The sequence below is a fragment of the Aminobacter niigataensis genome, assembly GCF_946995915.1.
Classification (GTDB): Bacteria; Pseudomonadota; Alphaproteobacteria; order Rhizobiales; family Rhizobiaceae; genus Aminobacter; species Aminobacter niigataensis.
Genome location: NZ_OX341517.1, coordinates 1931244 through 1955584 on the forward strand (window position 1 = coordinate 1931244; position 24341 = coordinate 1955584).

Below are 24341 nucleotides of genomic sequence, written 5' to 3' on the forward strand. Positions count from 1 at the left end.
CCGGCCAACGGCACTGTGCCGCACGCATATCGAAAGCATATCTGATCGTGAGCGGACCGGCACGTTGCCGTCCAAAATTGAACTGCCCGGATCGGGCCGTAGTGGAGAGAGAGACGATGACGGAGTTGACGCCATCTGTGACGACGGGTTTTGTGCCGGCCGCGCAGACGAAAGCGGCCAACACAAAAACCGATCATCTCCGAACCACCACCGGCTATGCAGCGCATGGCCTCTACGATCCGCGCAACGAGCACGACGGCTGCGGCGTCGGCTTCATCGCCCAGATGAAGGGCATCAAGTCGCACCAGATCGTCAAGGACGGGCTGTTCATGCTCGAGAACCTGACGCATCGCGGTGCTGTCGGCGCGGACCCGCTGGTCGGCGACGGCGCCGGCGTGCTGGTGCAGATCCCCGATAGCTTTTTCCGCGAGGAACTGGCCAAGCAGGGCATCGAGCTGCCGGCGGCAGGCCAGTACGGTGTCGGCCACTGGTTCATGCCGCAGGACGCGGCGATGCGCGACCACATCGACGACATCATCCGCGAATCGGCGCAGTCGGAAGGGCTGCCGCTGATCGGTTTCCGCGACGTGCCGGTCGACAATTCGTCGCTGTCGAAGGCGCCCGAGATCGTCGCCGCCGAACCTCATCACCGCCAGGTGTTCATCGGGCGCACGCCCGACATCGACGATGACGAGGAATACGAGGCCCGCCTTTATCTGCTGCGCAAGGTCATTTCCGGCCGCATCTATGCCGAGAACGCCAACAAGGACATTGGCGCCTACTGCGTGTCGCTGTCGGCGCGCACTGTCGTCTACAAGGGCATGTTCCTGGCCAACCAGGTTGGCGTCTATTACAAGGACCTCAACGATCCGCGCTTCGAGACGGCGCTGATCCTCGTCCACCAGCGCTTTTCGACCAACACCTTCCCGTCGTGGAAGCTGGCGCATCCGTACCGCATGGTCGCCCACAACGGCGAGATCAACACGGTGCGCGGCAACAACAACTGGATGGCGGCGCGCCAGGCTTCGGTCGACAGCGAACTGTTCGGCAACAACATCTCCAAGCTCTGGCCGATCTCCTATGAGGGGCAGTCGGACACGGCCTGCTTCGACAATGCGCTCGAGTTCCTGTTCCAGGGCGGCTACAAGCTGGCGCACGCCATGATGATGCTGATCCCGGAAGCCTGGGCCGGCAACAAGTCGATGGATGCCGACCGCAAGGCGTTTTACGAATACCACGCCGCACTGATGGAACCGTGGGACGGCCCGGCAGCGGTGTGCTTCACCGACGGTCGCCAGATCGGCGCCACGCTCGACCGCAACGGCCTGCGTCCGGCCCGCTACATCGTCACTGACGATGACCGGGTGATCCTGGCCTCGGAGGCCGGCGTGCTGCCGGTCGCCGAAAAGCACATCGTCAAGAAGTGGCGCCTGCAGCCCGGCAAGATGCTGCTGATCGATCTGGTCGAGGGCCGCATTATCTCGGACGAGGAGATCAAGTCCGAGATCGCCACCAAGCACCCCTACAAGAAGTGGCTGGCCAACACCCAGCTGATCCTCGAAGAGCTGAAGCCGGTCGAGCCGCGCGAGCTGCGCAAGGACGTCTCGCTGCTCGATCGCCAGCAGGCCTTCGGCTACACCCAGGAAGACACCAAGCTGCTGATGTCGCCGATGGCGACGACCGGCCAAGAAGCCGTGGGATCCATGGGCACCGACACGCCGATCTCGGCGATGTCCGACAAGGCCAAGCTGCTCTACACCTATTTCAAGCAGAACTTCGCCCAGGTCACCAACCCGCCGATCGATCCGATCCGCGAGGAGCTGGTGATGAGCCTGGTGTCGTTCATCGGGCCGCGCCCGAACATATTCGACCTGGTCGGATCCTCGCGCCGCAAGCGGCTTGAGGTGCGCCAGCCGATCCTGACCAATGCCGATCTGGAGAAGATCCGCTCCATCGGCCACACCGAGGACCGGTTCGACACCAAGACGATCGACATCACCTATTCGGCGGCCGAAGGGGCTGCCGGCATGGCGGGTGCCATCGAGCGGCTGTGCGAGCGCGCGGAAGCTGCGGTCGCCGGCGGGTACAACATCATCATCCTGTCCGACCGGCAGATCGGGCCTGATCGCATCGACATCCCGACGCTGCTGGCAACCGCTGCCGTCCACCACCACCTGATCCGCAAGGGCCTGCGCACCTCGGTCGGCCTCGTGGTGGAATCGGGCGAGCCGCGCGAGGTGCATCACTTCTGCTGCCTGGCCGGCTACGGCGCCGAGGCGATCAACCCGTATCTGGCCTTCGACACGCTGACCGACATGCACAAGCGCGGCGAGTTCCCGCCTGAGGTCGACGGCTCGGAAGTCGTCGGCCGCTATATCAAGTCGATCGGCAAGGGCATCCTCAAGGTCATGTCCAAGATGGGCATCTCGACCTACCAGTCCTATTGCGGCGCTCAGATCTTCGACGCCATCGGCCTGAAGACCGACTTTGTCGAGAAGTACTTCACCGGCACCGCGACCAACATCGAGGGTGTCGGCCTGGAGGAAATCGCGGCCGAGACCGTCAGCCGCCACGAGGCCGCCTTCGGTCCCGACCCGGTGCTGCGCAATGCGCTGGAAGTCGGCGGGGAGTACATGTACCGCATGCGCGGCGAGGCCCACATGTGGTCGCCAGACGCGGTTGCATCGCTCCAGCATGCCGTTCGCTCAGGTTCGTGGTCGACCTTCAAGGAGTTCTCGGCGCAGATCGACAGCGAAACGGCGCGTGCCCAGGCCATCCGCGGCATGTTCCACATCAAGCCCGCGGAAGAGAGCGGGCGCAAGCCGGTTTCCATCGACGACGTCATGCCGGCAGCCGAGATCGTCAAGCGCTTCTCGACCGGGGCGATGTCCTTCGGCTCGATCAGCCGCGAGGCGCATTCGACGCTCGCCATCGCCATGAACCGGATCGGCGGCAAGTCGAACACCGGCGAAGGCGGCGAGGAGCCGGATCGTTATCTGCCGCTGCCCGACGGTTCGGTGAACCCGGAGCGTTCGGCGATCAAGCAGGTGGCCTCGGGCCGCTTCGGCGTGACGACCGAATATCTGGTCAACTCCGACATGATGCAGATCAAGGTCGCCCAGGGCGCCAAGCCCGGCGAGGGCGGCCAGCTGCCTGGCCACAAGGTCGACGCGACGATCGCCAAGACCCGCCATTCGACGCAAGGGGTCGGCCTGATCTCGCCGCCGCCGCACCACGACATCTATTCGATCGAAGATCTGGCGCAGCTGATCTACGACCTGAAGAACGTCAACCCGGCGGCCGACGTTTCGGTCAAGCTGGTGTCGGAAGTGGGCGTCGGAACGGTGGCGGCAGGTGTCGCCAAGGCGCGCGCCGACCACATCACGATCTCCGGCTATGACGGCGGCACGGGCGCTTCGCCGCTCACCTCGCTCAAGCATGCCGGCAGCCCGTGGGAAATGGGCCTTGCCGAGACGCACCAGACGCTGGTGCTGAACGGCCTGCGTTCGCGCGTCGCGCTCCAGGTCGACGGCGGCCTGCGTACCGGCCGCGACGTCGTCATCGGCGCGCTTCTGGGCGCCGACGAATTCGGCTTCTCGACCGCACCGCTGATCGCGGCTGGCTGCATCATGATGCGCAAGTGCCATCTCAACACCTGCCCGGTTGGCGTCGCCACCCAGGACCCGGTGCTGCGCAAGCGCTTCAAGGGCACGCCCGAGCACGTCATCAACTACTTCTTCTACGTGGCGGAAGAGGTGCGCGAGCTGCTGGCCAAGATGGGCTTCACCCATCTCGACCAGATCATCGGCGACGCCGACCTGCTTGAGAAGCGCGAGTTGATCAACCACTGGAAGTCGCGCGGGCTGGACTTCTCCAAGGTGTTCTACAAGCCGGACGCGTCTCGCGAGGCGTCGCACTGGACCGAACGCCAGAAGCACCCGATCGACGACGTGCTCGACCGCAGGCTGATCGCAGAAGCCAAGCCGGCGCTCGAAGCGCGTCAGCCGGTGAAGATCGAAGCCACGATCCGCAACGTCGACCGTTCGACCGGTGCGATGCTGTCGGGCGAGGTCGCCAAGCGCTTCAAGCACAAGGGCCTGCGCGAGGACACGATCTCGGTCAAGCTGACAGGCACCGCCGGCCAGTCCTTCGGCGCGTTCCTGGCACGCGGCATCTCTTTCGAACTCGTCGGTGACGGCAACGACTATGTCGGCAAGGGCCTGTCGGGTGGCCGCATCGTCATCCGGCCGTCCGAGGATTCCAAAATACTCGCCGAGGAGTCGATCATCGTTGGCAACACCGTGCTCTACGGTGCGACCGAGGGCGAGTGCTACTTCCGCGGCGTCGCCGGCGAACGTTTCGCCGTGCGCAACTCGGGCGCGGTCACCGTCGTCGAGGGCGTCGGCGACCATGGCTGCGAATACATGACCGGCGGCGTCGTCGTCGTCATCGGCAAGACCGGGCGCAACTTCGCGGCCGGCATGTCCGGTGGCGTGGCCTATGTGCTCGACGAGGACGGCGATTTCGCCGAACGCTGCAACATGGCGATGGTCGAGCTCGAACCGGTCCCCGAAGAGGACGACATGCTCGAAAAGCTCCACCATCATGGCGGCGACATCGCCCATATGGGCCGTGTCGACGTCTCGGGCGACATGACCCGCCATGACGAAGAGCGGCTGGTTCAGCTGATTTCGAACCACATGCACTACACCGGTTCGACCCGTGCCAAGCAGATCCTGGACGACTGGGCGAGCTACCGACCCAAATTCCGCAAGGTCATGCCGGTGGAGTACCGCCGCGCGCTGATCGAGATGGAGCGCATGAGGATGAACGTCGCGGCGGAGTGACCGCGACCGTCCGGCCGGCGCGGCGCCCGCAACGGGTGCTGCGCCATCGCATGCTTCATTTGAAGTGGTGGAATGAGACGCCCGCGCCGAGACGCTGGGCATGACTGACGAGAGTTACGATGGGCAAGGTTACAGGTTTTCTCGAGATCGACCGGCAGGTGCACAAGTACCAGCCGGCTTCCGACCGCATTCGGCATTTCCGTGAATTCACGCTGCCGATGTCGGACAAGGAAGTCGAAAAGCAGGCCGCGCGCTGCATGGATTGCGGCATCCCGTTCTGTCACGGCCCGACGGGCTGTCCAGTGCACAACCAGATCCCCGACTGGAACGATCTGGTCTACAATGGCGACTGGGACAATGCGATCCGCAACCTGCATTCGACCAACAACTTCCCCGAATTCACCGGCCGCATCTGCCCCGCGCCTTGCGAGGAAGCCTGCACGCTGAACCTCGAGGACATTCCGGTCGCCATCAAGACGGTCGAGCAGGCGATTGCCGACAAGGCCTACGAGACCGGCTACATCAGGCCCTATCCGCCGGAAAAGAAGACCGGAAAGAAGGTGGCTGTCATCGGCTCCGGTCCCGCCGGCATGGCGGCGGCCCAGCAACTCGGCCGCGCCGGCCATGACGTCCACGTCTATGAGCGCGAGAGCCGTCCCGGCGGCCTGCTGCGCTTCGGCATCCCGGACTTCAAGATGGAGAAGCATTATATCGACCGCCGCGTCGAGCAGATGGCAGGCGAGGGCGTGACCTTCCATTGCGGCGTCAATGTCGGCGTCGACAAGAAAGTCGGCGAACTGCTCGCCGAATTCGACGCCGTGCTCTATTGCGGCGGCTCCGAGACGCCGCGTCCGGCGGGAATCCCCGGCGACGATCTCCTGGGCGTGCATGACGCGATGCCTTATCTCGTCCAGCAGAACAAGCGCGTCGGCGGCGAGGACATCCAGTCGGTTGCCTGGCCGTCCGAGCCGATTGTCGCTGGCGGCCAGCACGTCGTCGTCGTCGGTGGCGGCGACACCGCATCCGACTGCGTCGGCACGGCGTTCCGCCAGGGCGCGGTCCGCGTCACCCAGCTCGACATCCGGCCGCAGCCGCCGGAAAAGGAAAACAAGCTCGCCGTGTGGCCCTATTGGGCGACCAAGATGCGCACCTCGTCGTCGCAGGCCGAAGGCGCGCAGCGCGAGTTTCAGGTGGCGACGCTGGAGTTCATCGGCGAGGAAGGCCAGCTGACCGGCGTCAAGTGCTGCGAAGTCGACGACAAGCGCAAGCCGATCCCCGGTACCGAGTTCGTCATCCGCGCCGATCTCGCCTTCATCGCCATCGGCTTTGCCGGTCCGATTTCCGGCGGCCTGGTCAAGGAACTCGAAGGCAAGCTCGACATCGCCACCGACAGCCGCCGTTCGACCAACGTTTCGGCCAACGAGCAGGACTACAAGACCAATGTCGACAAGCTCTATGTCGCCGGCGACGTGCGCCGCGGCCAGTCGCTGGTCGTCTGGGCGATCCGCGAAGGTCGCCAGGCCGCTCAGTCGATCGACATGGCGCTGATGGGCTCGAGCGTCCTGCCACGCTGACGACGGTTAGATCGAAACAAAAAGGCGCCGCGAGGCGCCTTTTTCATATCTGGGGATTTGCAAGCCTACCGCTTGATCGCGGTCGTCGTTTCAGTGCCCTGCGCTGTCGGCAGCGGCTTGGGCGGCCAGGAGAAATCATCGGCGCGTCCAGGCGGAGCCGCAGGCGCTATTCCCTGCACGGCGAGCTTCTCGCCGGGCGAGCGCGGATCGCCTTTGGGTGCCGCCTGCGCGCCCATCAACTCGGTGCCGCCATCGAGCTCGGGATCGGAAAGCGAGACCGGCACGGTGCGGTCGATGTTGACCGGCACGTTGAGCTCGCCGGGGGTTGCCTGCGGCAGGCTCGCCGGAACGACGGTCTCCGTCCCTTGCGGTGTGATGCCGAGCAGCTTGTTGAGCGGCTTTTCGGCAAAGAAGGCGAGCTTGCGCTTGCCGGCGCGGGTGACGTTGATGCCGTCGTCGGAACGCAGCCGCACCGGCTGGCCGTTGATGTCGGGTCCCGAGGTGACGAAAGCGCCGTTCTCATCGACGAAACCGTCCCAGACATCGACGAACTCGCTGCCGGCGGCCTCGGTCGCGGCACGGTAGATATCGTTGAAGGCCAGCATGTCGGTGCTCATCTTCGACGATTTGAACGCCGGCATGCCGACCCACAGGAACGGAACCTTGGTCTCGGCGATGGCCTTGGCGAGCTTTTCGGTGCGCGCGGTGTATTCCTTGGTCCAGCCCGGGCTCATCGGAGGCTCGCGATTGTCGGCGACCCGCATCTGCTGGCGGTCGTTGGAACCCATCATGACGATGACAGCGGCCGGCTTTTCCTGTTCGATCAGTGCCTTGGCCTGCTCGGGCCAGTTGTAGTGGTCCTCGCGCACGAAGCCCGACGACCCATTGGTCCTGTCGATAACGCGGATCTTGGCGTTCTCGGCAAAGACGGTGCCCAGTCCTTCGGCAAGACCGCCCCCGAGGAAGTCGCCGATGACCAGCACGACACGTGCGTCGGCTGCCTTCTCGATCACAGGCACGGCGGGCTCGGCAGGACGGCTCACATTGCCGACAGTTGCCTTCGGCTTGCGTGGCGTCTTGCGGATCTTCTTGCGCGGCTGGCCCTGCGGCTGCTCAAGGATGTACGGGTCAACGCGCGGCTCGCGGCGCGGCATGAACAGGTCGCGCAGCGACCAGCGCCGCAATATGCCTTCCTGGGCAACGGCCGGGGAGGGCATTGTGCTCGCAATGGCAGTCAACGCGACCGCCACCGCGACCAGCGGCATCGTCAGGCGCAGAGCGAGTTTTCTCGAAAGACGCGACGATGCCAACAGCAACCTCCGATTGCTAATTCCGCCTCAGCCATTTGAGCACTTCCATGCTCGGATGGCCGTCCTGCGTCAAGCCCAGCTGTGCCTGGAAAGACTTGATCGCCGAGCGCGAACCCTCGCCGATCTTGCCGTCTGCCTTGCCGTCGTAATAGCCATGCGCCGACAGCCGCTTCTGCAACTCCTGCTTCTCTTCGAAGCTGAGCTTGGTGAAGGGGCGCTTCCAGTCCTGGACCAGACCGCCATAGCCGGCGATTTCGTCGGCAAGAAGGCCTACGGCCAAAGCATATTTGTCGGCGTTGTTGTAGCGCTTGATGACTGAAAAATTCTTGGTCATCAGGAAGGCTGGACCGCCGCGGCCGTCCGGCACTTTGAGGGTTGCCACATCCGAGCCGCGCTTGAAGGCCTTGCCATTGGCGCGTTCGACGCCGAGCGAGGCCCATTTGTCGAGCGTCAGCGAGCCGGACGGGAACTTGCGGCCCTCAGGCAGCACGACCTCGTAGCCCCAGGTCTTGCCACCCTGCCAGCCGTTCTTCTTCAACAGGTTGGCAGCGGTGGCGAGCGCGTCGGGTATCGAGTTCCAGATGTCGCGCTTGCCGTTGCCGTCGGCGTCGACGGCATAGGCCTGGTAACTGGTCGGGATGAACTGGGTGTGGCCCATGGCGCCGGCCCACGAGCCCACCAGGTGGCTTTCGTCGATGTCGCCGCGCTGAAGGATCTTGAGCGCCGCGATCAGCTGGGTCCGGGCGAACTTCGCGCGCCGCTGGTCGCCATAGGCGAGCGTCGAGAGCGAGCGCACGACATTGCGCATCACCTTGTCGTTCTTGAGAATCTCGCCGTAGTTCGATTCCATCGACCAGATGGCAAGCAGGATGTAGCGGTCGACGCCATAACTGGCCTCGATACGGTCGAGCCACGGCTTCCACTTGCGGGCCATCTCGCGGCCGACCGTAATCGATTGGTCATGGACGCGATTGTCGAAATAATCCCAGACGGGCGCGGTGAATTCGGGCTGGAAGCGGGCCTTTTCCAGCACTTCGGGGTCGGCCGAGGTCACGCCGCGAAAGGCGCGGTCGTAGGTCGAGCCGGAAATCCCGTTGTCTGCGGCGACGGAGCGGAAGCTCGCCACCCAGCGCTGGAAGCCGGCTTCGGCCGCCGCCGGGCCGGCAGGCAGCATCAACGCCAGCGAAAGGCCGGCGATTGCAGCGGCGCTGGCGAGGCCTTTGGCGGTCTTGCGAAGGGGCATTCTTTCCTCCTTGGAGAGATCAGAAATACGATTCATCGCCGATGCCGGTTATCAATCAGTTTACCATAGCCCCCTTGGGGAACGAAAAGCGGCTTTGGCGATTGTTTCCCGACTGGCTAGGACAATCAAGATCGCGTGATCGCTGCTCTTGTCCGCTGCCGGCGAATATGTGAACGCATTCAGTATTCATCAATTCGGGTGTGGCAGTATCCCTGCCCGATACTCGCAATCTTCCATCGGATGACCAAGCAATGAAAAGAGTTCGCAAGGCAGTTTTTCCGGTCGCGGGCCTCGGCACGCGTTTTCTGCCTGCCACCAAGTCGATTCCCAAGGAAATGCTGACGGTCGTCGATCGTCCAGTGATCCAATACGTGGTCGATGAGGCACGCGAGGCGGGAATTGAACACTTCATCTTCGTCACCGGCCGCAACAAGGCAGTTATCGAAGATCATTTCGACGTCCAGTTCGAACTTTATGACACGCTGGTACAGCGCGGCAAGAACGAGCAGCTGGAGCGCCTGCAGCGCCTGCAGCCAGGCCCTGGCCAGACCTCGTTCACCCGCCAGCAGGTGCCGCTCGGGCTTGGCCATGCGGTGTGGTGCGCGCGCGAGCTGGTCGGCGACGAGCCCTTCGCATTGCTTCTGCCCGACATGATCATGCAGTCGGAAAAGAGCTGCATGCGCGAGATGGTCGAGCTCTATGCCGAGACCGGCAACAACATCATCGCCGTGCAGGAATGCGACCCTGCCGAGGCGCACAAATATGGCATCGTCGGCAAGGGCAAGGCTGTCCACACCGGCTTCGAGATCGAAGGCATGGTGGAAAAGCCGAAGCAGGGGACGGCGCCTTCGAACCTCTTCATCAACGGCCGTTACATCCTGCAGCCGGAGATCTTCGACATCCTGGCCAAGCAGGAGCGCGGCGCCGGCGACGAGATCCAGCTTACCGATGCGATGCTCAAGCTCGAGAAGCAGCAGTCTTTCTACGGCTACCACTATCGTGGCCGCACCTTCGATTGCGGCTCACCGGAAGGATTCGTCGAGGCCAACGTCGCCTTTGCGCTGTCGCGCACGGATATCAACGAGCGCATGGCGGGTGTCATCGAGGGCCTGCTCAACGAGATGAAGCCGGGTCGCTGACTTCGCTTCAGATGTCGCCCGTGCGCCAGGTTTGGACGCGCGGGGCGATGGCCATCGGCGTCAGTGCCGTGTAGACATCTCCTGCCAGGTGCCCGCAGCGATGCGGGAGAATCGGGAACACGGTGAAAATCCGTGGCGTGCCCAACGCTGTAAGAGGGACCGCATCGGCAAAAGCCACTGTTCGTTGAACGGGAAGGCGCCGAAGGCGGGTTGAACTCGAGCCAGAAGACCGGCCCGGCAGAAATCGTCCACCGCATGGTCAAGCGGCGGAAACCGATTGCTCGCCAGGGGACACGCGATGCCGGCCGACCATACCCATGCCAGTTCAGGCTGTTTCGACACGGCAGCGCAGGATGCCGTCTACCGCGCCATCTTCACGAGGCGCGACGTGCGCAGCCATTTCCTGCCCGACCCGCTCGACGACGAAGTACTGGCGCGCCTGCTGATGGCAGCCCATCACGCGCCGTCGGTGGGTTTCATGCAGCCGTGGAACTTCATTGTCATCCGCGATCTTCAGCGCAGGCAGAAGGTCCGCGACCTGTTCCTGGCCGCACGCCAGCAGGAACTGCCCCATATCGCCGAGGAGCGGAAGGCGCTGTACCGCAAGCTCAAGCTCGATGGCATCTGCGAGAGCCCGCTCAATCTCGTGGTCACCTGCGACCGCAGCCGCTCGCAGAACTCGCCGCTGGGGCGATGGCACAATCCCGAGATGGACCTCTACAGCACCGTCTGCGCGGTGCAGAATTTCTGGCTGGCGGCGCGAGCCGAAGGCGTCGGTGTCGGCTGGGTCAGCATCATCGACCGCGAGGCGCTGAAGCAGGTGCTAGCCATTCCCGAACATGTCGTGCCCGTCGCCTATCTCTGTGTTGGCCGGGTCAGCGAGTTTGCGCTGCGGCCCGATCTCGAACGGCATGGCTGGGGCAGCCGGCTGCCGCTTGCCGATCTCGTGATGAGCGAGCTTTTTGGCGGCGATGGCGAGGACGGATTGAAAGAAGCCGTCACTGGCCTGTGCGCTGGTCGAACCGCGGCTTGACGTTGCTGGTGACGGAGGACTTCGGTGCCCCCTCTCAACCGCTTCTGGCTTCTTTCGCGTCGCGGCATGGATTGCCGACACACTCTGCTCGTTCCTGGCTGGCGAGGTCGGAATGTCGGATTGCAGGAAGTGCTTTCGCAAGAGTCCGCATGGGATTCCCTTTGGCGAGTGCGCGTAGAGTGACCGCCCGCTTCAACGCACCGTCGGTTCAAGCTATTCTAAAAGAGCTGGGGCGGAGGATTTGCATCATGGCGAAGCTCGTTTTTGGAATGAACCAGTCCTTGGACGGCTACGTCGACTACATGGCGTTTGGGCCAAGCCCAACGCTTTTCCATCACTTCATCGAGCAGGCGCGCGACCAGGTGGGTAGCGTGTACGGTCGCCATTTGTACGAGGTCATGCGCTATTGGGACGAGGATCATCCCGAGTGGGACGCGGCGAGGCGCGACTTTGCGGCTGCCTGGCGGCGCCAGCCGAAGTGGGTCGTGTCGCGCTCTTTGAAGTCAGTCGGCCCCAACGCCACGCTTGTCGACAATGACATCGAGGCGACGATACGCGGGCTCAAGGCTCAACTCGACGGGGAGATTCAAGTTGGCGGACCAGACTTGGCACGAAGCCTAACCGACCTTGGTCTTGTTGATGAGTATCGCATCTACCTCCACCCCGTTGTGCTCGGTCGCGGCAAGCCATTCTTCGCCGGCCCGCGGCCCCGGCTCCGCCTTGTGGCCAGCGATCCAATTGGCGAGGACGTGATCAGGTTGACGTACGTTCCTGCTTGACCTCGAGACGGACTGCGCCGATGCGTCAGGTCCGCTTTGGGTCGACGCACGTCATATCGCTGTTGGCTACCCAAACCTGTTGTTCGACAGGCTCACCATGAGGATTTTGGGTTGCATCCCGCCAGAGACGCGCAGCTCCTATCGCTGCACCCTCAGCCCGACGAAGACGCTGTTGGTCTTGCTGTCGCGGCCGGACAAGGTGCTGTCGAAGGTTTCGTGGCGTAGCCTACCGGTGAGGCCGGCATAGCGGTTGAGCCACCAGGTCAGGCCCGCCTCGGCGCTCAGCCTCAGTTCATGGTCGTCCCTGCCGGCATAGTCTCGCCAGCCCATGCCGGCTGCGGCAAAGCCGGTGAGGTTGGCGCGGATCTGGCGTTCGACGCTGAGGCGACCGGAATAGAGCACCGAGCCGCTTTCGCCCGGTGTCGTCGAGCCTTCGACCAGGGTGGTTCCGTTGAGCGCGACGATGGTGCCGCGCATCGGCGACCAGCGGAGATCCGCGGCGATCGTCGCCGCCGAGATGGTTTCCAGCCGGTCATCGTCGAAATCCTCGGAGAGCCAGCCAGCGGAAATCTCGCCGCCGAATTTTTCGCCCATGTCGAGTTCGACGCCGGCACGGGCGCCGATCCGGTTCGAGGAGCGCTCGAAGCCGGCGGTGTCGAACCGGAGGTCGTGGACGCGGCGGCCATATTCGATTTCGCCGAAGGGCGTCAGCGCCGGCGATATCTCATAACCGGCGCGGAAGCGGCCGGCATAGAGCGTGGAGTTCCTGTCTTCCTGCGAAAGCGTGGTGCCGTCCGACAATTCGGCGTCGCCGTAGCTTTCCCTGGTGGCTTCGCCTGTCACGGCGAAGCGGAATTTGCCGACGTCCTTCTCCAGGCCGACGCTGCCGTCGATGGTGTGGCGCACCGGGCGCGAGGCGGTGTCGACGATCACTATCGGCGAACTCGCAGATTCCGGGCGGATGTCGTAGCCGAGGGAGGCTATGGCGCGGATGTCGTCGGCGAAGTCGAGCTGCAGGCGGCCGTCGATGCCGGCTTCGGTGTCCTTGACCTCCTGGCCCGAAATCGACCTGCGGAAAATGCCGTAGGCGTCGATGGTCGCCGAGTGGTTGTCCCAGTCCGAGGCCGCGTTCAGGCGCAGCGTGGTTTCCGACAGCACTGCCGACTTGCCGTCCGAACTCGAATCGGCATTGGAGGTGGCGGTGACGCCCTGTTCGAGACTCGGCTTGAGCACGAAGGTGCCGAAGCGGATGCCGGTCGGCTCGAACGGATTTTCGTCCGGCACCGGCCTGCGGCCCTCGATCGCTCCCTGGCGTTCCGATTCCGGGCCGTTTTCTTCCTCGGTCAGCGAATCGACGGTTCCCTGCCGCACCGCGCCGGTGGTCAGTTCCTCTTCCTGCTCGGGCGCGGCCGCCGTCGCAGCAGCTGCCCTTGAGGGAGTGCCACGTCTTTCCCGCGCTTCCCTGGCGCGCTGGAGCGCGGTCGTCGGCGGACGAATGGAAGATCTTGCGCCGGTAGCGGCCGCATCTGCGTTTGGCGGCTCGCTGAACAGTTCGTCCGAGATCGTCGGATCGTTCTGCTCGGGCAAGGCGCCCGGACTGATGGGCTGGTAGGTGGCGGCCTGGTCCTGGACTTCGGGCATGGCCTGCTGGGCCGGTCGCGTGCGCAACAGGCCGGCGGTGTCGCCCTCGCTGATGGCGCCCCGCAGACCTGCTTCCTGGGCATGCACCGGCAGGGCGCAAAGCAGGGTTGCCGCGCTTGCCGTTGCCAGCAAGAAACGCAATCCCGCACCGCTCATCCGCCTGTTTTGCCCTGGCCTGACCTGCGCCATCTTCACCACTGCTTCGCCGACGCATGAGCGCCGCACTTACCAACTGGTAAATCGCCATGGTTAACGGAGCGTTTCCGGCTGCCGCCGCAGGACGCCCCGCAGGGCGGATAATCGTGGACAGGGGCCGTGCGACGCGCTAACGCATGCGCCATGCACGCTGGATCGCTGAAAAAAGAGCCGGACCGGCAGGCGTCGATCGCCTCCGCGCTCCGCACCGTCGCCACCGAGCAGGTCGGCATCGCCGCGCTTGCGGCCGCGCTCGAAGGGCCGCTGGCGGAGCCCTTCGCCCGGGCCGTGTCGATCCTCGGCCAGTTGAACGGCCGCGCCATCATCACCGGCGTCGGCAAGAGCGGCCATATCGGCTCCAAGGTGGCCGCAACCTTGGCATCCACCGGAACTCCAGCCTATTTCGTCCATCCTTCCGAAGCCATCCATGGCGATCTCGGCATGATCACCAAGGACGACGCCATCGTCGCCATCTCCTGGTCGGGCGAGACGGCGGAACTCAAGGGCATCGTCGGCTATTCCCGGCGGTTCTCGATCCCGCTGATTGCTATCACTGCCGGCGACACGTCGGCACTGGCGCGCCAGGCGGATGTGGTGCTGTCGCTGCCGCGCACGCCGGAAGCCTGCCCCCACGGGCTTGCGCCCACCACCTCGACGCTGCTCCAGCTCGTCGTCGGCGATGCGCTGGCAGTGGCACTGCTTGAGGCACGCGGCTTCACCGCCGACCATTTCCGCACCTTCCATCCCGGTGGCCAGCTCGGTGCGAGCCTGATGCCGGTCGGCGACTTGATGCATAAGGGTGACGAAATGCCGATCGTCGCGATCGGCACCAAGATGCCCGAGGCGGTGAAGACGCTGTCCAAGAAGCGTTTCGGCTGCGTCGTCGTCGTCGACGAGCAGGGCAGGCTTGCCGGTATCGTCACCGATGGCGACCTGGCGCGCAATCTCGACCGCAATCTCGCCGAGACCAATGTAGAGGACATCATGACCCGGCAGCCGAAGACGGTGCCGCCACAGATGCTGGCGGGCACGGCGACGGCGATGCTCAACGAGCACAACATCAGCGCCATCCCCGTGGTCGAAGGCGACAAGCCTGTCGGCATCGTCCACTTCCACGATCTTCTGAGGATCGGCGCGGCCTGAGCCGCGCCAGCGCTCACACAGGCTCGACGACAAGCTCCAGGTCGGTGTCGGCGGCAGCGGTGACGCGCACCTGCGTGCCCACGGGCAGGTCGGGGCCTGACACTCGCCACATCGTGTCGCCGAGCTTGATGCGGCCGCGCCCTTCCTTGATCGGCTCGGTCAATGTCGCGGTGCGGCCGATCATCTGGGCGCCGCGCCGATTGAGCAGCGGCTGGTCGGAGGGGTCTTCGCGGTCGCGGACGATCTTCTTGCCGATGTAGGCAGAGGCGAGGGCGAGCACGAGGAAGACCAGGACCTGGACCTGCCAGCTCCAGAACGCCACATCCCAGAGCAGCAGCGAGGCCGATCCGACGATCAGCGCGGCAATGCCGATCCACAGCAGGAACACGCCCGGCGCGAAAATCTCCAGGCACAGCAGGATGAAGCCGAGCAGCATCCAGTTCCAGGGACCGAGTTCGGCAACGATGCTTGCGATCATGTGCGGTTCCTCAATTCACCCAGGCCCGGCTTGCCGGCTCAGTTCTGCTCGGGCGGAATCCTGGGCGTGCGCGAGGCCTGGCGTTGCGCCCCGGCAGTGCCGCCGTCGCGGAACACCTCCTTGGCGATCTCGCCGATGCCGCCGAGCGTGCCGATCAGCGACGATGCCTCCATAGGCATCAACACCACCTTGCTGTTCGATGCCGAACCGATCTTGGCCAGCGCCTCGGTGTATTTCTGGGCGACGAAGTAGTTGATCGCCTGGACGTCGCCCTTGGCAATGGCTTCCGACACCACCTGGGTGGCGCGGGCTTCGGCTTCCGCGGCGCGCTCGCGGGCCTCGGCGTCGCGGAAGGCGGCTTCCTTGCGGCCCTCGGCTTCCAGCACCTGCGCCTGCTTCATGCCCTCGGCTTCGAGGATCTGGGCGCGCTTGTTGCGTTCCGCCATCATCTGTCGGCCCATCGACTCGATGAGGTTCGCCGGTGGGTTGATGTCCTTGATCTCGACGCGGGTGATCTTGATGCCCCAGGGGTGCGCCGCTTCGTCGACGACACGCAGCAGCCGCTCGTTGATGGCGTCGCGGTTCGACAAAAGCTCGTCGAGGTCCATCGAGCCCATCACGGTGCGGATGTTGGTCATCGTCAGGTTGAGGATGGCGTTCTGCAGGCCGGCCACCTGATAGGCGGCCTGCGGAGCGCTGAGCACCTGATAGAAGGCGACCCCGTCGACGGCGACCATCGCGTTGTCCTTGGTGATGATCTCTTGCGTCGGCACGTCGAGAACCTGCTCCATCATGTTCATCTTGGCGCCGATGCGGTCGATGAAGGGGATGATCAGGTTGAGGCCGGGCGTCAGCGTCTTGGTGTAGCGGCCGAAGCGCTCGACCGTGTAATTGTAACCTTGCGGGACGGTCTTGATGCCGGCAAACAGCAGCAACAGAACCAGTACGACAAGGACCGGAATGACCACGTCGAAGCCGCTGAAGTCCATTCGAAACACCCCCGCAAGTTGAGCGCGCGATTCACAAGTCGCGCCGCATGCGCAAAAAGACTTAAGGGCGTTTCGGCGGCGTTACAACAAGGGAACAGCTAAATGCTGCCCGGCTCAGCGCCGGAAGCCGAACAGGCCGGCGTCGGTATCTTCGTTGCCGCACAGGGCGGCGCTGACGATCTCGGCGGCAATGCGCGAATAGGTGATGCCATTGCCGCCATAGCCCATCACGGCGTGGATGCGCGGCTGCCGGGGAAGTGTCCCGATATAGGGTAGACCTGTCGCGGTGGTGCCGAACGAACCGGTCCAGGTGAATTCCGGCGAGGTGTCGAGTTGGGGCAGGAGCCGCTTCAATTTGGCGGCGATGCGATCCGATTTCTCGGCGATCAGCGCATCGCGACGCGCCTCGTCGGTGAACTCCTCGTCCTCGCCGCCGCAGATGACCCGGCCGTCGGACGTCGCGCGCAGATAGAGGTACGGATCGGACGCTTCCCAGATGAAGGCGGCGCCCGGCCAGAGCGCGCGTTTCTGTGGCCGCGTGGCGATGGCCCAGGTCGAGATGATCTGGTGATCGGTCCCCGCCTGGAAGCCAGCGACGAGTTCGTAGCCAGTGGCGAGTACCGCATGGTTTGCGGTGATCGTCGGGCCGTCTCCGGTGGTGACCGTCACCTCGTCGCGGCTGGTGGCAATGCCGGTGGCCTCGGCCGGTGCGTAGAAGCGCGCCTTGCGCTGGCGTGCCGTCAACAGCAGGCCTGCGGTCAACTTGCGCGGGTCGAGCGCCAGATTGCCATGGCTCAGGATCGCGCCGTCGCGCGCGATGCCGAACCGTTCGCGCAGTTCAGCCTTGGGCAGATAGGTCGCATGGATGCCGGCAAGCCGGCGCGCAGCCGCCTCGATGCGCAAGCTGTCCGCATCGAGCACGTCGCCGGCAAGGTAGAGCGATTGCCTGGTCTCGACGTTGCAGTTGATGCCGAGTTCGTCGATGCGCGCCTTGAGGTTCATCACCGCTAGCCGGGATCGCCGCCAGGCGCGCTCGGCGCGGTCCTTGCCGATGCGTTGCGCAAGCTTGGAGAGCGGCTGGTCGATCTCATATTGCACCAGCGCCGTGGTTGCCGAGGTCGAGCCCAGCAGCGGGCCGCGGCGGTCGATGCAGACCACGGACATGCCGGCATCCGTCAGCGCTTCCGCCACCATGGCGCCGCTGATGCCCATGCCGACAATGGCGACGTCCGCCTTGATGTCGCGGACGAGCCTGCCGGTCGCAACCGTCGGCGCGCGGTAGGCGTACCAGACGGGCCGTCCGGTCCTGAGGTCGAGCTTGCGGGTCACGAGTGGCGGGTCTCCCCTGGCCCGCGTTCAACGCCGCGCGCCGGTGGAGGTTCCGCCCTTTGCTGTCAGACCCAGCCCGACAGTTCGCGCCGGGTGATCGCCTCGATCACCGCCATGCCTTCGGCGCTGTCGTTGAGGCAGGGGATGTGGGAGAAGTTCTTGCCGCCGGTATGGTGGAAGATCTCGGCGTTTTCGCCGGCGATCTCCTCCAGCGTCTCGATGCAATCGGACGAGAAGCCTGGATTGACGATGGCGATCGACTTCACGCCTTCCTTGGCCAGCCGCTCGACCGTCTTGTCGGTGTAAGGCTGCAGCCATTCCTGCGCGCCGAAGCGCGACTGGAAGGTGGTCATCAGCTTCTTGTCGCTCATGCCGAGGCGTTCGCGCAGCAGCCGCGTCGTCTTCACGCAATGGCAGTGATAGGGGTCGCCGCGCTCGAAATACGGCTTCGGGATGCCGTGGTAGGAGGCGAGGATCACCTCCGGCTCGAAGTCGAGCGAAGCAAGATGCTGTTCGATCGAGCGCGCCAGCGCCTCGATATAGACCGGCTCGTCGTAGTAGGCAGGTACGGTGCGCACCGACGGCATGGCGCGGATTTTCATCAGCGCTCGGAACAACTGGTCGCTGGCGGTCGCGGTCGTCGTCGCCGAGAATTGCGGATAGAGCGGGAACATGACGATGCGGTCGCAGCCCTGGGCGATCAGCTTGTTGACCGCGCTCTCCGTCGAGGGGCTGCCGTAGCGCATGCCCCAGTCGACGACGACGTCGGGCAGGTCGCGCAGGGCTTCGGAGAGCTTTTCCGCCTGGGCGCGGGTGTAGGTGCGCAGCGGAGATTCGTCGCGTTCGGTGTTCCAGATTTTCTTGTAGTTCTCGCCCGATTTCTTCGGCCTCGTGTTGAGCACGATGCCGTAGAGGATCGGGTACCACAGAACCTTGGGCATCTCGATGACGCGCGGATCGGACAGGAACTCGCGGAGATAGCGCCACATCGACTTCTTGTCGGTGCCGTCGGGGGTACCGAGGTTGACCAGGAGGACGCCGACCTTGCGCTTGAGCACCGACGGGTGGCCGTTGGGGAACGGGCCGGGCGCCTTGGCTGATTTTTCGTCGATGGTCGTGGTCAGGTTCATTCGGTGTCTCCGTTATGCGGGATACCTAGTTGAATGGTGCCGCTGTTCAATGTCGCGTCTGGCCGCACCCGGCAAAGGAGCGATTAGAGAATAGTGAGTAGGGAATAGAGGGGGGGGTGAGCCAACAGGCTCGTGCGCGCCCAAGGGTACTGCCCGACTATTCGCTACTCACTATTCCCTATTCGCCAATCTCCAAAAGCGAAGCCCGCCCGGTTTGCCGGGCGGGCTTGTTGGGACAGGTCAGCCCTATCAGTTCGTCGACGGGATCGAAAGCGTTCCGCCGATGTGCAGATCCTTGGCCCGGGTATCGGGATTGGCGTCGGCGATCGCCTGCCACTTGGTGGGGTCGCCGAGATAGGTCTTGGCGAGATCCCAGAAAGTGTCGCCGGCGGCGATGGTGTGCGTCTTGCCACCTGCGGCGCCGGCTGCCGGTTCCGCCGCTGCGGGTGCTGTCGCCGCCGGTGCCGCTGCGGCGTCGGCGGGCTTGGCCGGCTCGGCTGCCGCAGGGGCAGGTTCGGCCGGCTTTGCCGGTTCGGCGGGGGCGGGTGCTGCGGCGACCGTCGCCGCGATCTCGGTGATGCGGCCGTCGAGCTTGGGCGTGAAGGGCCGGTTCTTGGCGAGATAGTCGGCGACTACCTGCTCCAGGCTCGGACCGTAGTCATAGGCGTTGGCGCCGTTGTCGGCGAACAGCTTGTAGCCGTCGCCGCCCTGGCGGACGTAGTTGTTGGTGGCAACCATGTAGACCTTGGCTTCGTCGATCGGCTTCCAGGCGCCCCCGTCCATCACCTCGACCGACTTGATGCGGCCGGCATTGGCCGCAACCGACTTGTCGAAGGAGTATTTCAGGCCGGCGACCTGCGGGAACTTGCCCTTGCCTTCCTCGATTTCGCTGACGCCGGCCTCGAGCGAGGCGACGATGTCCTTGCCGGAGAGCTGGAAGGTGGCGAGCGTGTTCTGGAACGGCAGCACGGTCAGCACTTCGCCCATGGTGACAACGCCCTGGTCGATGGAGGCGCGGATGCCGCCGCCGTTCTGGAAGACGATGGTGACGCCCTGGTCCTTGACCCGGTCGAGGATGGCGTCGGAGATCAGGTTGCCCATCTCGCATTCGCGGGCGCGGCAGCTTTCGCGGCTGCCGTCGATCATCGCGGTGGTCTCGGCGACCTCCTTGTTCTTGAGCTCCTCGATAGGTGCGCCGAGCTCCTTGATGCGGGCAAGCACGGCCTCGTCGGGCTTGATCGAGTTGTCGAGATAGATCGGGTCGCCCTTGGCTTCCTTGACGACACCGTTGTCGTCGAAGGTGACGGTGAACTCGCCGAGGTATTTCGAGTAGGAGGCGGCCTGGGTGACCGGAACCTTGTAGCCCTCGGGGTTGTCGATCATCGTCGGGTAGGGCCCTTCGGCCTTGGCGTCGGTGTTCGACAGCAGCGAGTGCGAGTGGCCGCCGACGACCACGTCGACGCCGGGAATCTTGGCGATCATCCCCTTGTCACGGGGATAGCCGACATGGGTCAGCGCGATGATCTTGTTGACGCCCTCGGCCTTCAATTTCTCGACTTCGGCGGTGATGTTCTTGACGTCGTCCTCGATGGCGATGTTGGGGCCGGGAGAGGCGACTTCGGGCGTATCGTTAGTGACGGCGCCGACGATGCCGATCTTCTGGCCGCCGACTTCGAGCACCAGCGACGGCTTGATGCGATCACCGACCTTGGACTGCGCATTGGGATGCACGTTGGCGGAGAGCACCGGGAACTGGATCTTTTCCAGGAACGGCACCAGCGCCTCTTCGCCGTCGTCGAACTCGTGGTTGCCGACGGTCATGGCGTCGAACTTCATCTGGTTCAGGAATTCGGCCTCTGCCGCACCCTTGTAGGTGGTGTAGAATAGCGAGCCCTGGAAATTGTCGCCGCCGTTGAGCAGCAGGACGTTCTGGCCTTCGAGCTTCTTGCGCTGGTCGGCAATCGCCGTCACCAGGCGCGCTGCGCCGCCGATGCACTCGCCCTTACCCTCTTCCTCGGTCGAGCAGGTCGATTCAAACTTGTTGTTGCTCTCAATGCGGCTGTGCCAGTCATTGATGTGCAGAATGGTCAACGTGTAGTCGGCAAATGACGGTGCGGCGGAATAACCGAACGCCGAAGCCGACAAAGCCGCAATGGCAGCCAATCTCTTCATGTTGAAATCTCCCGAATGACCCCCGCGAGACGTTTAGCGTCTTCGCTTGACCGGAATGTTACACATTCCTTGGCGCCATGTTCACATTCCGATTTTTCGGATGCAAGGGAGAATCGAAGGCTGCAAGCCGGCTCAACTGACTTGCCAATTGACATCGCTAGCCGATGAACTGCCGCGGGGCTTTGGTGAGCCGGAGCTTCGGGAAAAGCGTTGCGCCCACCTTGGCGGGCGCAACGTCTGAATCAGGCCGAGCGCCTGGTCAGGGTGAACTGCTGGCCGGCAGAGCTGGTGCAGTTGAGCTGGTTGGCCGAGATCAGCAGGCAGTTGAAGCTGATCGGCGACTGGCGGATCAGCGAGGTGCCGTTGATCTGCACCGAGTTGGCGCCGGTCAGGATGTAGGTGCCATCGGAAAGCTTCTGGCCGGTGTCGGTGGCGACCGTCTGGAATGCGCCGCTGGCGAAGGTCGAAAGACCGGTGCCCTTGGCGTCCAGCCATGCGCCTTCCACGCCGGACGGCGCTGGCCTGGAGCCCCCGCCCGAACCGCCGCCGCTGGTCGAACAGCCGGCAATCGCGGCCGCAAGCAGGGCAAGCACTCCGGCCGAAGCAATTTTGCGCGAAGTCGTCATCAAGTAATCCTCTCCTCAGTCCGCCTGACTTCAATCGCCCGATTTGGCGATGAAGGCAAGGGCAGGGCGGTAGCGAGTAAGGCAGTAGGAGAATATGCCAGCAGGTTCCTTGGTGCCCTACTGCCTTATTCCCTTACCGCCCTATTCCCGTATTCCTTACCGGACCAGCACGTTGCGGAACTGCCAGGGATCGTCCTTGTCGAGATCCTCCTCGAACAGGCCGGGGCGGCCTTCGAGCGGCGTCCAGTCGGTGTAGTAGCCCTTGACCGGTCCGAGATAGGGCAGCTGCACTTCAAGGCAGCGCCTGTAGTCGGTTTCGTCGGCCTCGACGATGCCGGCTTCGGGGTTCTCGAACGCCCAGACCATGCCGGCGAGCACCGCCGACGAGACCTGCAGGCCGGTCGCGTTCTGGTAGGGCGCGAGCTTGCGTGCCTGCTCCAGCGACAGCTGCGAGCCGAACCAGTAGGCATTCTTGTCGTGGCCGTAGAGCAGCACGCCGAGCTCGTCGATGCCGTCGACCAGTTCGTCCTCGTCGAGGACGTGGTGGACAGGCTGCGGCTTGCCGGCGGCGCCGAACATCTCGTGCATCGACAACACCGCGTCGTTGCAGGGATGATAGGCGTAGTGGCAGGTCGGCCGGTAGGTCACCTTGCCCTTCTTCGAACGCACGGTGAAGAAGTCGGAGATCGAGATCGCCTCGTTGTGGGTGACAAGGAAGCCGTATTGCGCGCCCGGCGTCGGGCACCAGGTGCGGACGCGAGTGTTGGCGCCTGGCTGTTCGAGATAGATCGCGCCCTTGTTGCCATGCTTGAACTTCTTGGCATTCTTGGGCTTCCACTTCTCGTGCGTGCCCCAGCCGAGTTCGGACGGCTGCAGGCCTTCGGAGATGAAGCCCTCGACCGACCAGGTGTTCCAGAACACGTTCATCGGCTTGGGGTCCTTGGTGCGCTGGGTGTCGCGCTCGGCGATGTGGATGCCCTTGACGCCGGCCTTCTTCATCAGCGCGGCCCATCCTTCGCGGTCGTGCTGCGCCGGCTCCTCGAATTCGATGCCGAGGTCCTTGGAGAGGTTGACCAGCGCCTGCTTGACGAACCACGAGACCATGCCCGGGTTGGCGCCGCAGGTAGAGACCGCAGTCGTGCCGCCGGGATGCTTGCGCCGTTCTGCCAGAAGCGTCTCGCGTAGCGCATAGTTGGTGCGTTCGTCATTGCCGGCGTTGTTGTCGAAGTAGAAGCCGAGCCATGGCTCGATGACGGTGTCGACATAGAGCACGCCAAGCTTGCGGCAGAGATGCATGAGGTCCACCGAGCCGGTGTCGACCGACAGGTTGACGCAGAAGCCCTGGCCGCCGCCATTGGTCAGCAGGGGCGTCAAAAGCTCCTTGTAATTGTCCTTGGTTACCGCCTCCTGGATGAATTTGATGCCGCGCTCATCCGCGAGCTTACGGTTTTCGTCGCTGGGATCGATGATCACCATGCGCGACTTGTCGAACTTGAAATGGCGTTCGATGAGGGGGAGCGTTCCGCGACCGATCGAGCCGAAGCCGATCATCACAACAGGGCCAGTAATCTCACCATAAACGGGCCATTTTTCATTCGCCATTTTTTATGGCACTCCTTCTCACACTAAAAGAGCCGGGCCCCGATTGACCCGGCTTCAACGGCTAAACCATACATGCTTGTCACAATAAAGCGAATCCCCCGGCCCCAGATGCTGTAGGAGCCGGACGTTATGCCGCTATTAGCCGGCTTTTTTCATCTCGGAGAGAAAGCCGACGAGCCTGTCGCGGTCGGCGGCCAAGCCCTTGTAGTCGAGCTGTTGGCGGTCGAGGTTCATCAGCTGATCGGCGAATGAGGCGGCCAGCCGGGGGCTGTCCTCGTGGCGGGCAAGCACTGCCAGCGGGTCGAGATGGATGCGGATGGTGAACAGGATGTCGCCCGAGACCGACAGCTTGCGCAAGGTCTGCCGCTCGACGCGGATGAAGGCGTGAGCGGCGACATCGGCGCCGGGAAACGTCGATTCCGTCTCGGCCGAGCGGGCGAGACGCTGGCGGTCGGAAAGCGGGTGATAGAGCGAGCCATCTGCCTGGATCGACCAGTTGAAACGTTCCACCAGCACGGCAAGCTTGTCGAACATGCGCGCGATCAGCTCGGCCATGCGTGTGCCCGGCCCGAAATCGGGCACGGGGCCATGTATCTTGTCGATCGGCTGGCCGAATTTTTCCGTCAGCCTCCACGACGAGGGAAAGCACAGAGAACCCGCGGCGAGCCGCCAGCCATCGTCGCCGCGCCGCATCAGGATCAGGTCTTCCTGGATGAGCTTCGAGGCGGCGACCAGCGGGCTGTCACCAGGGTTTTCGACCTCGACGCTTCGGCCCGTGCCGGCGATGGTACAGAGGCCGCCCTCAAGACTGTAGGTCTCGGGAAAGCGCTCGGTCAGATGCGCAACCAGGAGGTCCAGCACTTCCCTTTGAGACTGCTTCGTGCCGGGCTCGGCGACGAACACCTTGTCCGGGATCTCGGCGTAGAGCCGGTCCTTCTCGGCCAGATAAGCTTCGAGATGGCCGTCGAGCTCGATCCAGTCGCGCGGCTCCGCCTGCTTGAGACCGATGGCGAAGGGTTTCGAGCTGCCGTCATAGGGCGTGTGGGTGGGGTCGGTCATGGCGATTTGTCGGACTGGGCTGATGTGCTGTGACTTAGCCTGCGCCCGGTTT

Annotated in this window: 17 protein-coding genes and 1 riboswitch; of the genes, 6 read left to right on the top strand and 11 right to left on the bottom strand. The window is 64.0% G+C overall.

What is annotated here, in order from left to right:
• Positions 1-116 precede the first annotated feature (116 nt).
• Entirely contained in the window at positions 117-4847 is a 4731-nt protein-coding gene (gene gltB / locus O1Y97_RS09335) for a glutamate synthase large subunit (RefSeq protein ID WP_318763823.1), read from the top strand.
• A 119-nt stretch (positions 4848-4966) separates the two neighbouring features.
• Entirely contained in the window at positions 4967-6421 is a 1455-nt protein-coding gene (locus O1Y97_RS09340) for a glutamate synthase subunit beta (RefSeq protein WP_318763824.1), read from the top strand.
• A 65-nt stretch (positions 6422-6486) separates the two neighbouring features.
• Here the strand turns inward: O1Y97_RS09340 and O1Y97_RS09345 are convergent, their stop codons facing one another.
• Positions 6487-7731, bottom strand: a complete 1245-nt coding sequence (locus O1Y97_RS09345) for an SGNH/GDSL hydrolase family protein (protein WP_404801262.1) — start codon at positions 7729-7731, stop codon at positions 6487-6489.
• 16 nt (positions 7732-7747) lie between these two features.
• Positions 7748-8974, bottom strand: coding sequence for a lytic murein transglycosylase (locus tag O1Y97_RS09350; RefSeq protein ID WP_108607082.1), 1227 nt, complete (start codon positions 8972-8974; stop codon positions 7748-7750).
• 251 nt (positions 8975-9225) lie between these two features.
• On the opposite strand from O1Y97_RS09350, the gene galU reads away from it, so the two are divergent.
• From galU to O1Y97_RS09365, 3 genes are all read left to right on the top strand, one after another.
• Complete coding sequence (gene galU, locus O1Y97_RS09355; RefSeq protein WP_108607083.1) at positions 9226-10113, top strand: UTP--glucose-1-phosphate uridylyltransferase GalU; 888 nt, start codon at positions 9226-9228, stop codon at positions 10111-10113.
• A 69-nt stretch (positions 10114-10182) separates the two neighbouring features.
• Positions 10183-10365: riboswitch (cobalamin riboswitch) on the top strand.
• 46 nt (positions 10366-10411) lie between these two features.
• On the top strand, positions 10412-11146 hold the full coding sequence (gene bluB, locus O1Y97_RS09360) for a 5,6-dimethylbenzimidazole synthase (protein WP_318763825.1): 735 nt from the start codon (positions 10412-10414) through the stop codon (positions 11144-11146).
• A gap of 248 nt (positions 11147-11394) precedes the next feature.
• Positions 11395-11925, top strand: coding sequence for a dihydrofolate reductase family protein (locus tag O1Y97_RS09365; protein ID WP_108609755.1), 531 nt, complete (start codon positions 11395-11397; stop codon positions 11923-11925).
• Between the two features lie 138 nt (positions 11926-12063).
• Here O1Y97_RS09365 and O1Y97_RS09370 read toward each other — a convergent pair whose 3' ends face one another.
• Complete coding sequence (locus O1Y97_RS09370; RefSeq protein ID WP_318763826.1) at positions 12064-13698, bottom strand: outer membrane beta-barrel protein; 1635 nt, start codon at positions 13696-13698, stop codon at positions 12064-12066.
• A gap of 207 nt (positions 13699-13905) precedes the next feature.
• Between O1Y97_RS09370 and O1Y97_RS09375 the strand changes: the two genes are divergently transcribed.
• Positions 13906-14904 (top strand): KpsF/GutQ family sugar-phosphate isomerase, encoded by a 999-nt coding sequence (locus O1Y97_RS09375; protein ID WP_108607085.1) that lies wholly within the window; start codon positions 13906-13908, stop codon positions 14902-14904.
• A 13-nt stretch (positions 14905-14917) separates the two neighbouring features.
• On the opposite strand, the gene O1Y97_RS09380 is transcribed toward O1Y97_RS09375, so the two are convergent.
• From O1Y97_RS09380 to O1Y97_RS09415, 8 genes are all read right to left on the bottom strand, one after another.
• A complete protein-coding gene (locus O1Y97_RS09380) occupies positions 14918-15382 on the bottom strand; it encodes an NfeD family protein (RefSeq protein WP_183264235.1) in 465 nt (154 codons plus the stop codon).
• A gap of 38 nt (positions 15383-15420) precedes the next feature.
• On the bottom strand, positions 15421-16371 hold the full coding sequence (locus tag O1Y97_RS09385) for an SPFH domain-containing protein (RefSeq protein ID WP_108607087.1): 951 nt from the start codon (positions 16369-16371) through the stop codon (positions 15421-15423).
• A gap of 114 nt (positions 16372-16485) precedes the next feature.
• Positions 16486-17700: an NAD(P)/FAD-dependent oxidoreductase gene (locus tag O1Y97_RS09390; protein WP_318763827.1), complete on the bottom strand. Its 1215-nt coding sequence runs from the start codon at positions 17698-17700 to the stop codon at positions 16486-16488.
• 65 nt (positions 17701-17765) lie between these two features.
• Positions 17766-18830, bottom strand: a complete 1065-nt coding sequence (gene hemH, locus O1Y97_RS09395; protein ID WP_318763828.1) for a ferrochelatase — start codon at positions 18828-18830, stop codon at positions 17766-17768.
• Positions 18831-19079: 249 nt separating this feature from the next.
• Positions 19080-21002: a 5'-nucleotidase C-terminal domain-containing protein gene (locus O1Y97_RS09400; protein WP_318763829.1), complete on the bottom strand. Its 1923-nt coding sequence runs from the start codon at positions 21000-21002 to the stop codon at positions 19080-19082.
• Positions 21003-21244: 242 nt separating this feature from the next.
• Entirely contained in the window at positions 21245-21628 is a 384-nt protein-coding gene (locus O1Y97_RS09405; RefSeq protein WP_183264240.1) for a hypothetical protein, read from the bottom strand.
• Between the two features lie 156 nt (positions 21629-21784).
• Positions 21785-23230, bottom strand: a complete 1446-nt coding sequence (locus O1Y97_RS09410; protein WP_318763830.1) for a homospermidine synthase — start codon at positions 23228-23230, stop codon at positions 21785-21787.
• 138 nt (positions 23231-23368) lie between these two features.
• A complete protein-coding gene (locus O1Y97_RS09415; protein WP_318763831.1) occupies positions 23369-24289 on the bottom strand; it encodes a heme-dependent oxidative N-demethylase family protein in 921 nt (306 codons plus the stop codon).
• Positions 24290-24341: the final 52 nt, after the last annotated feature.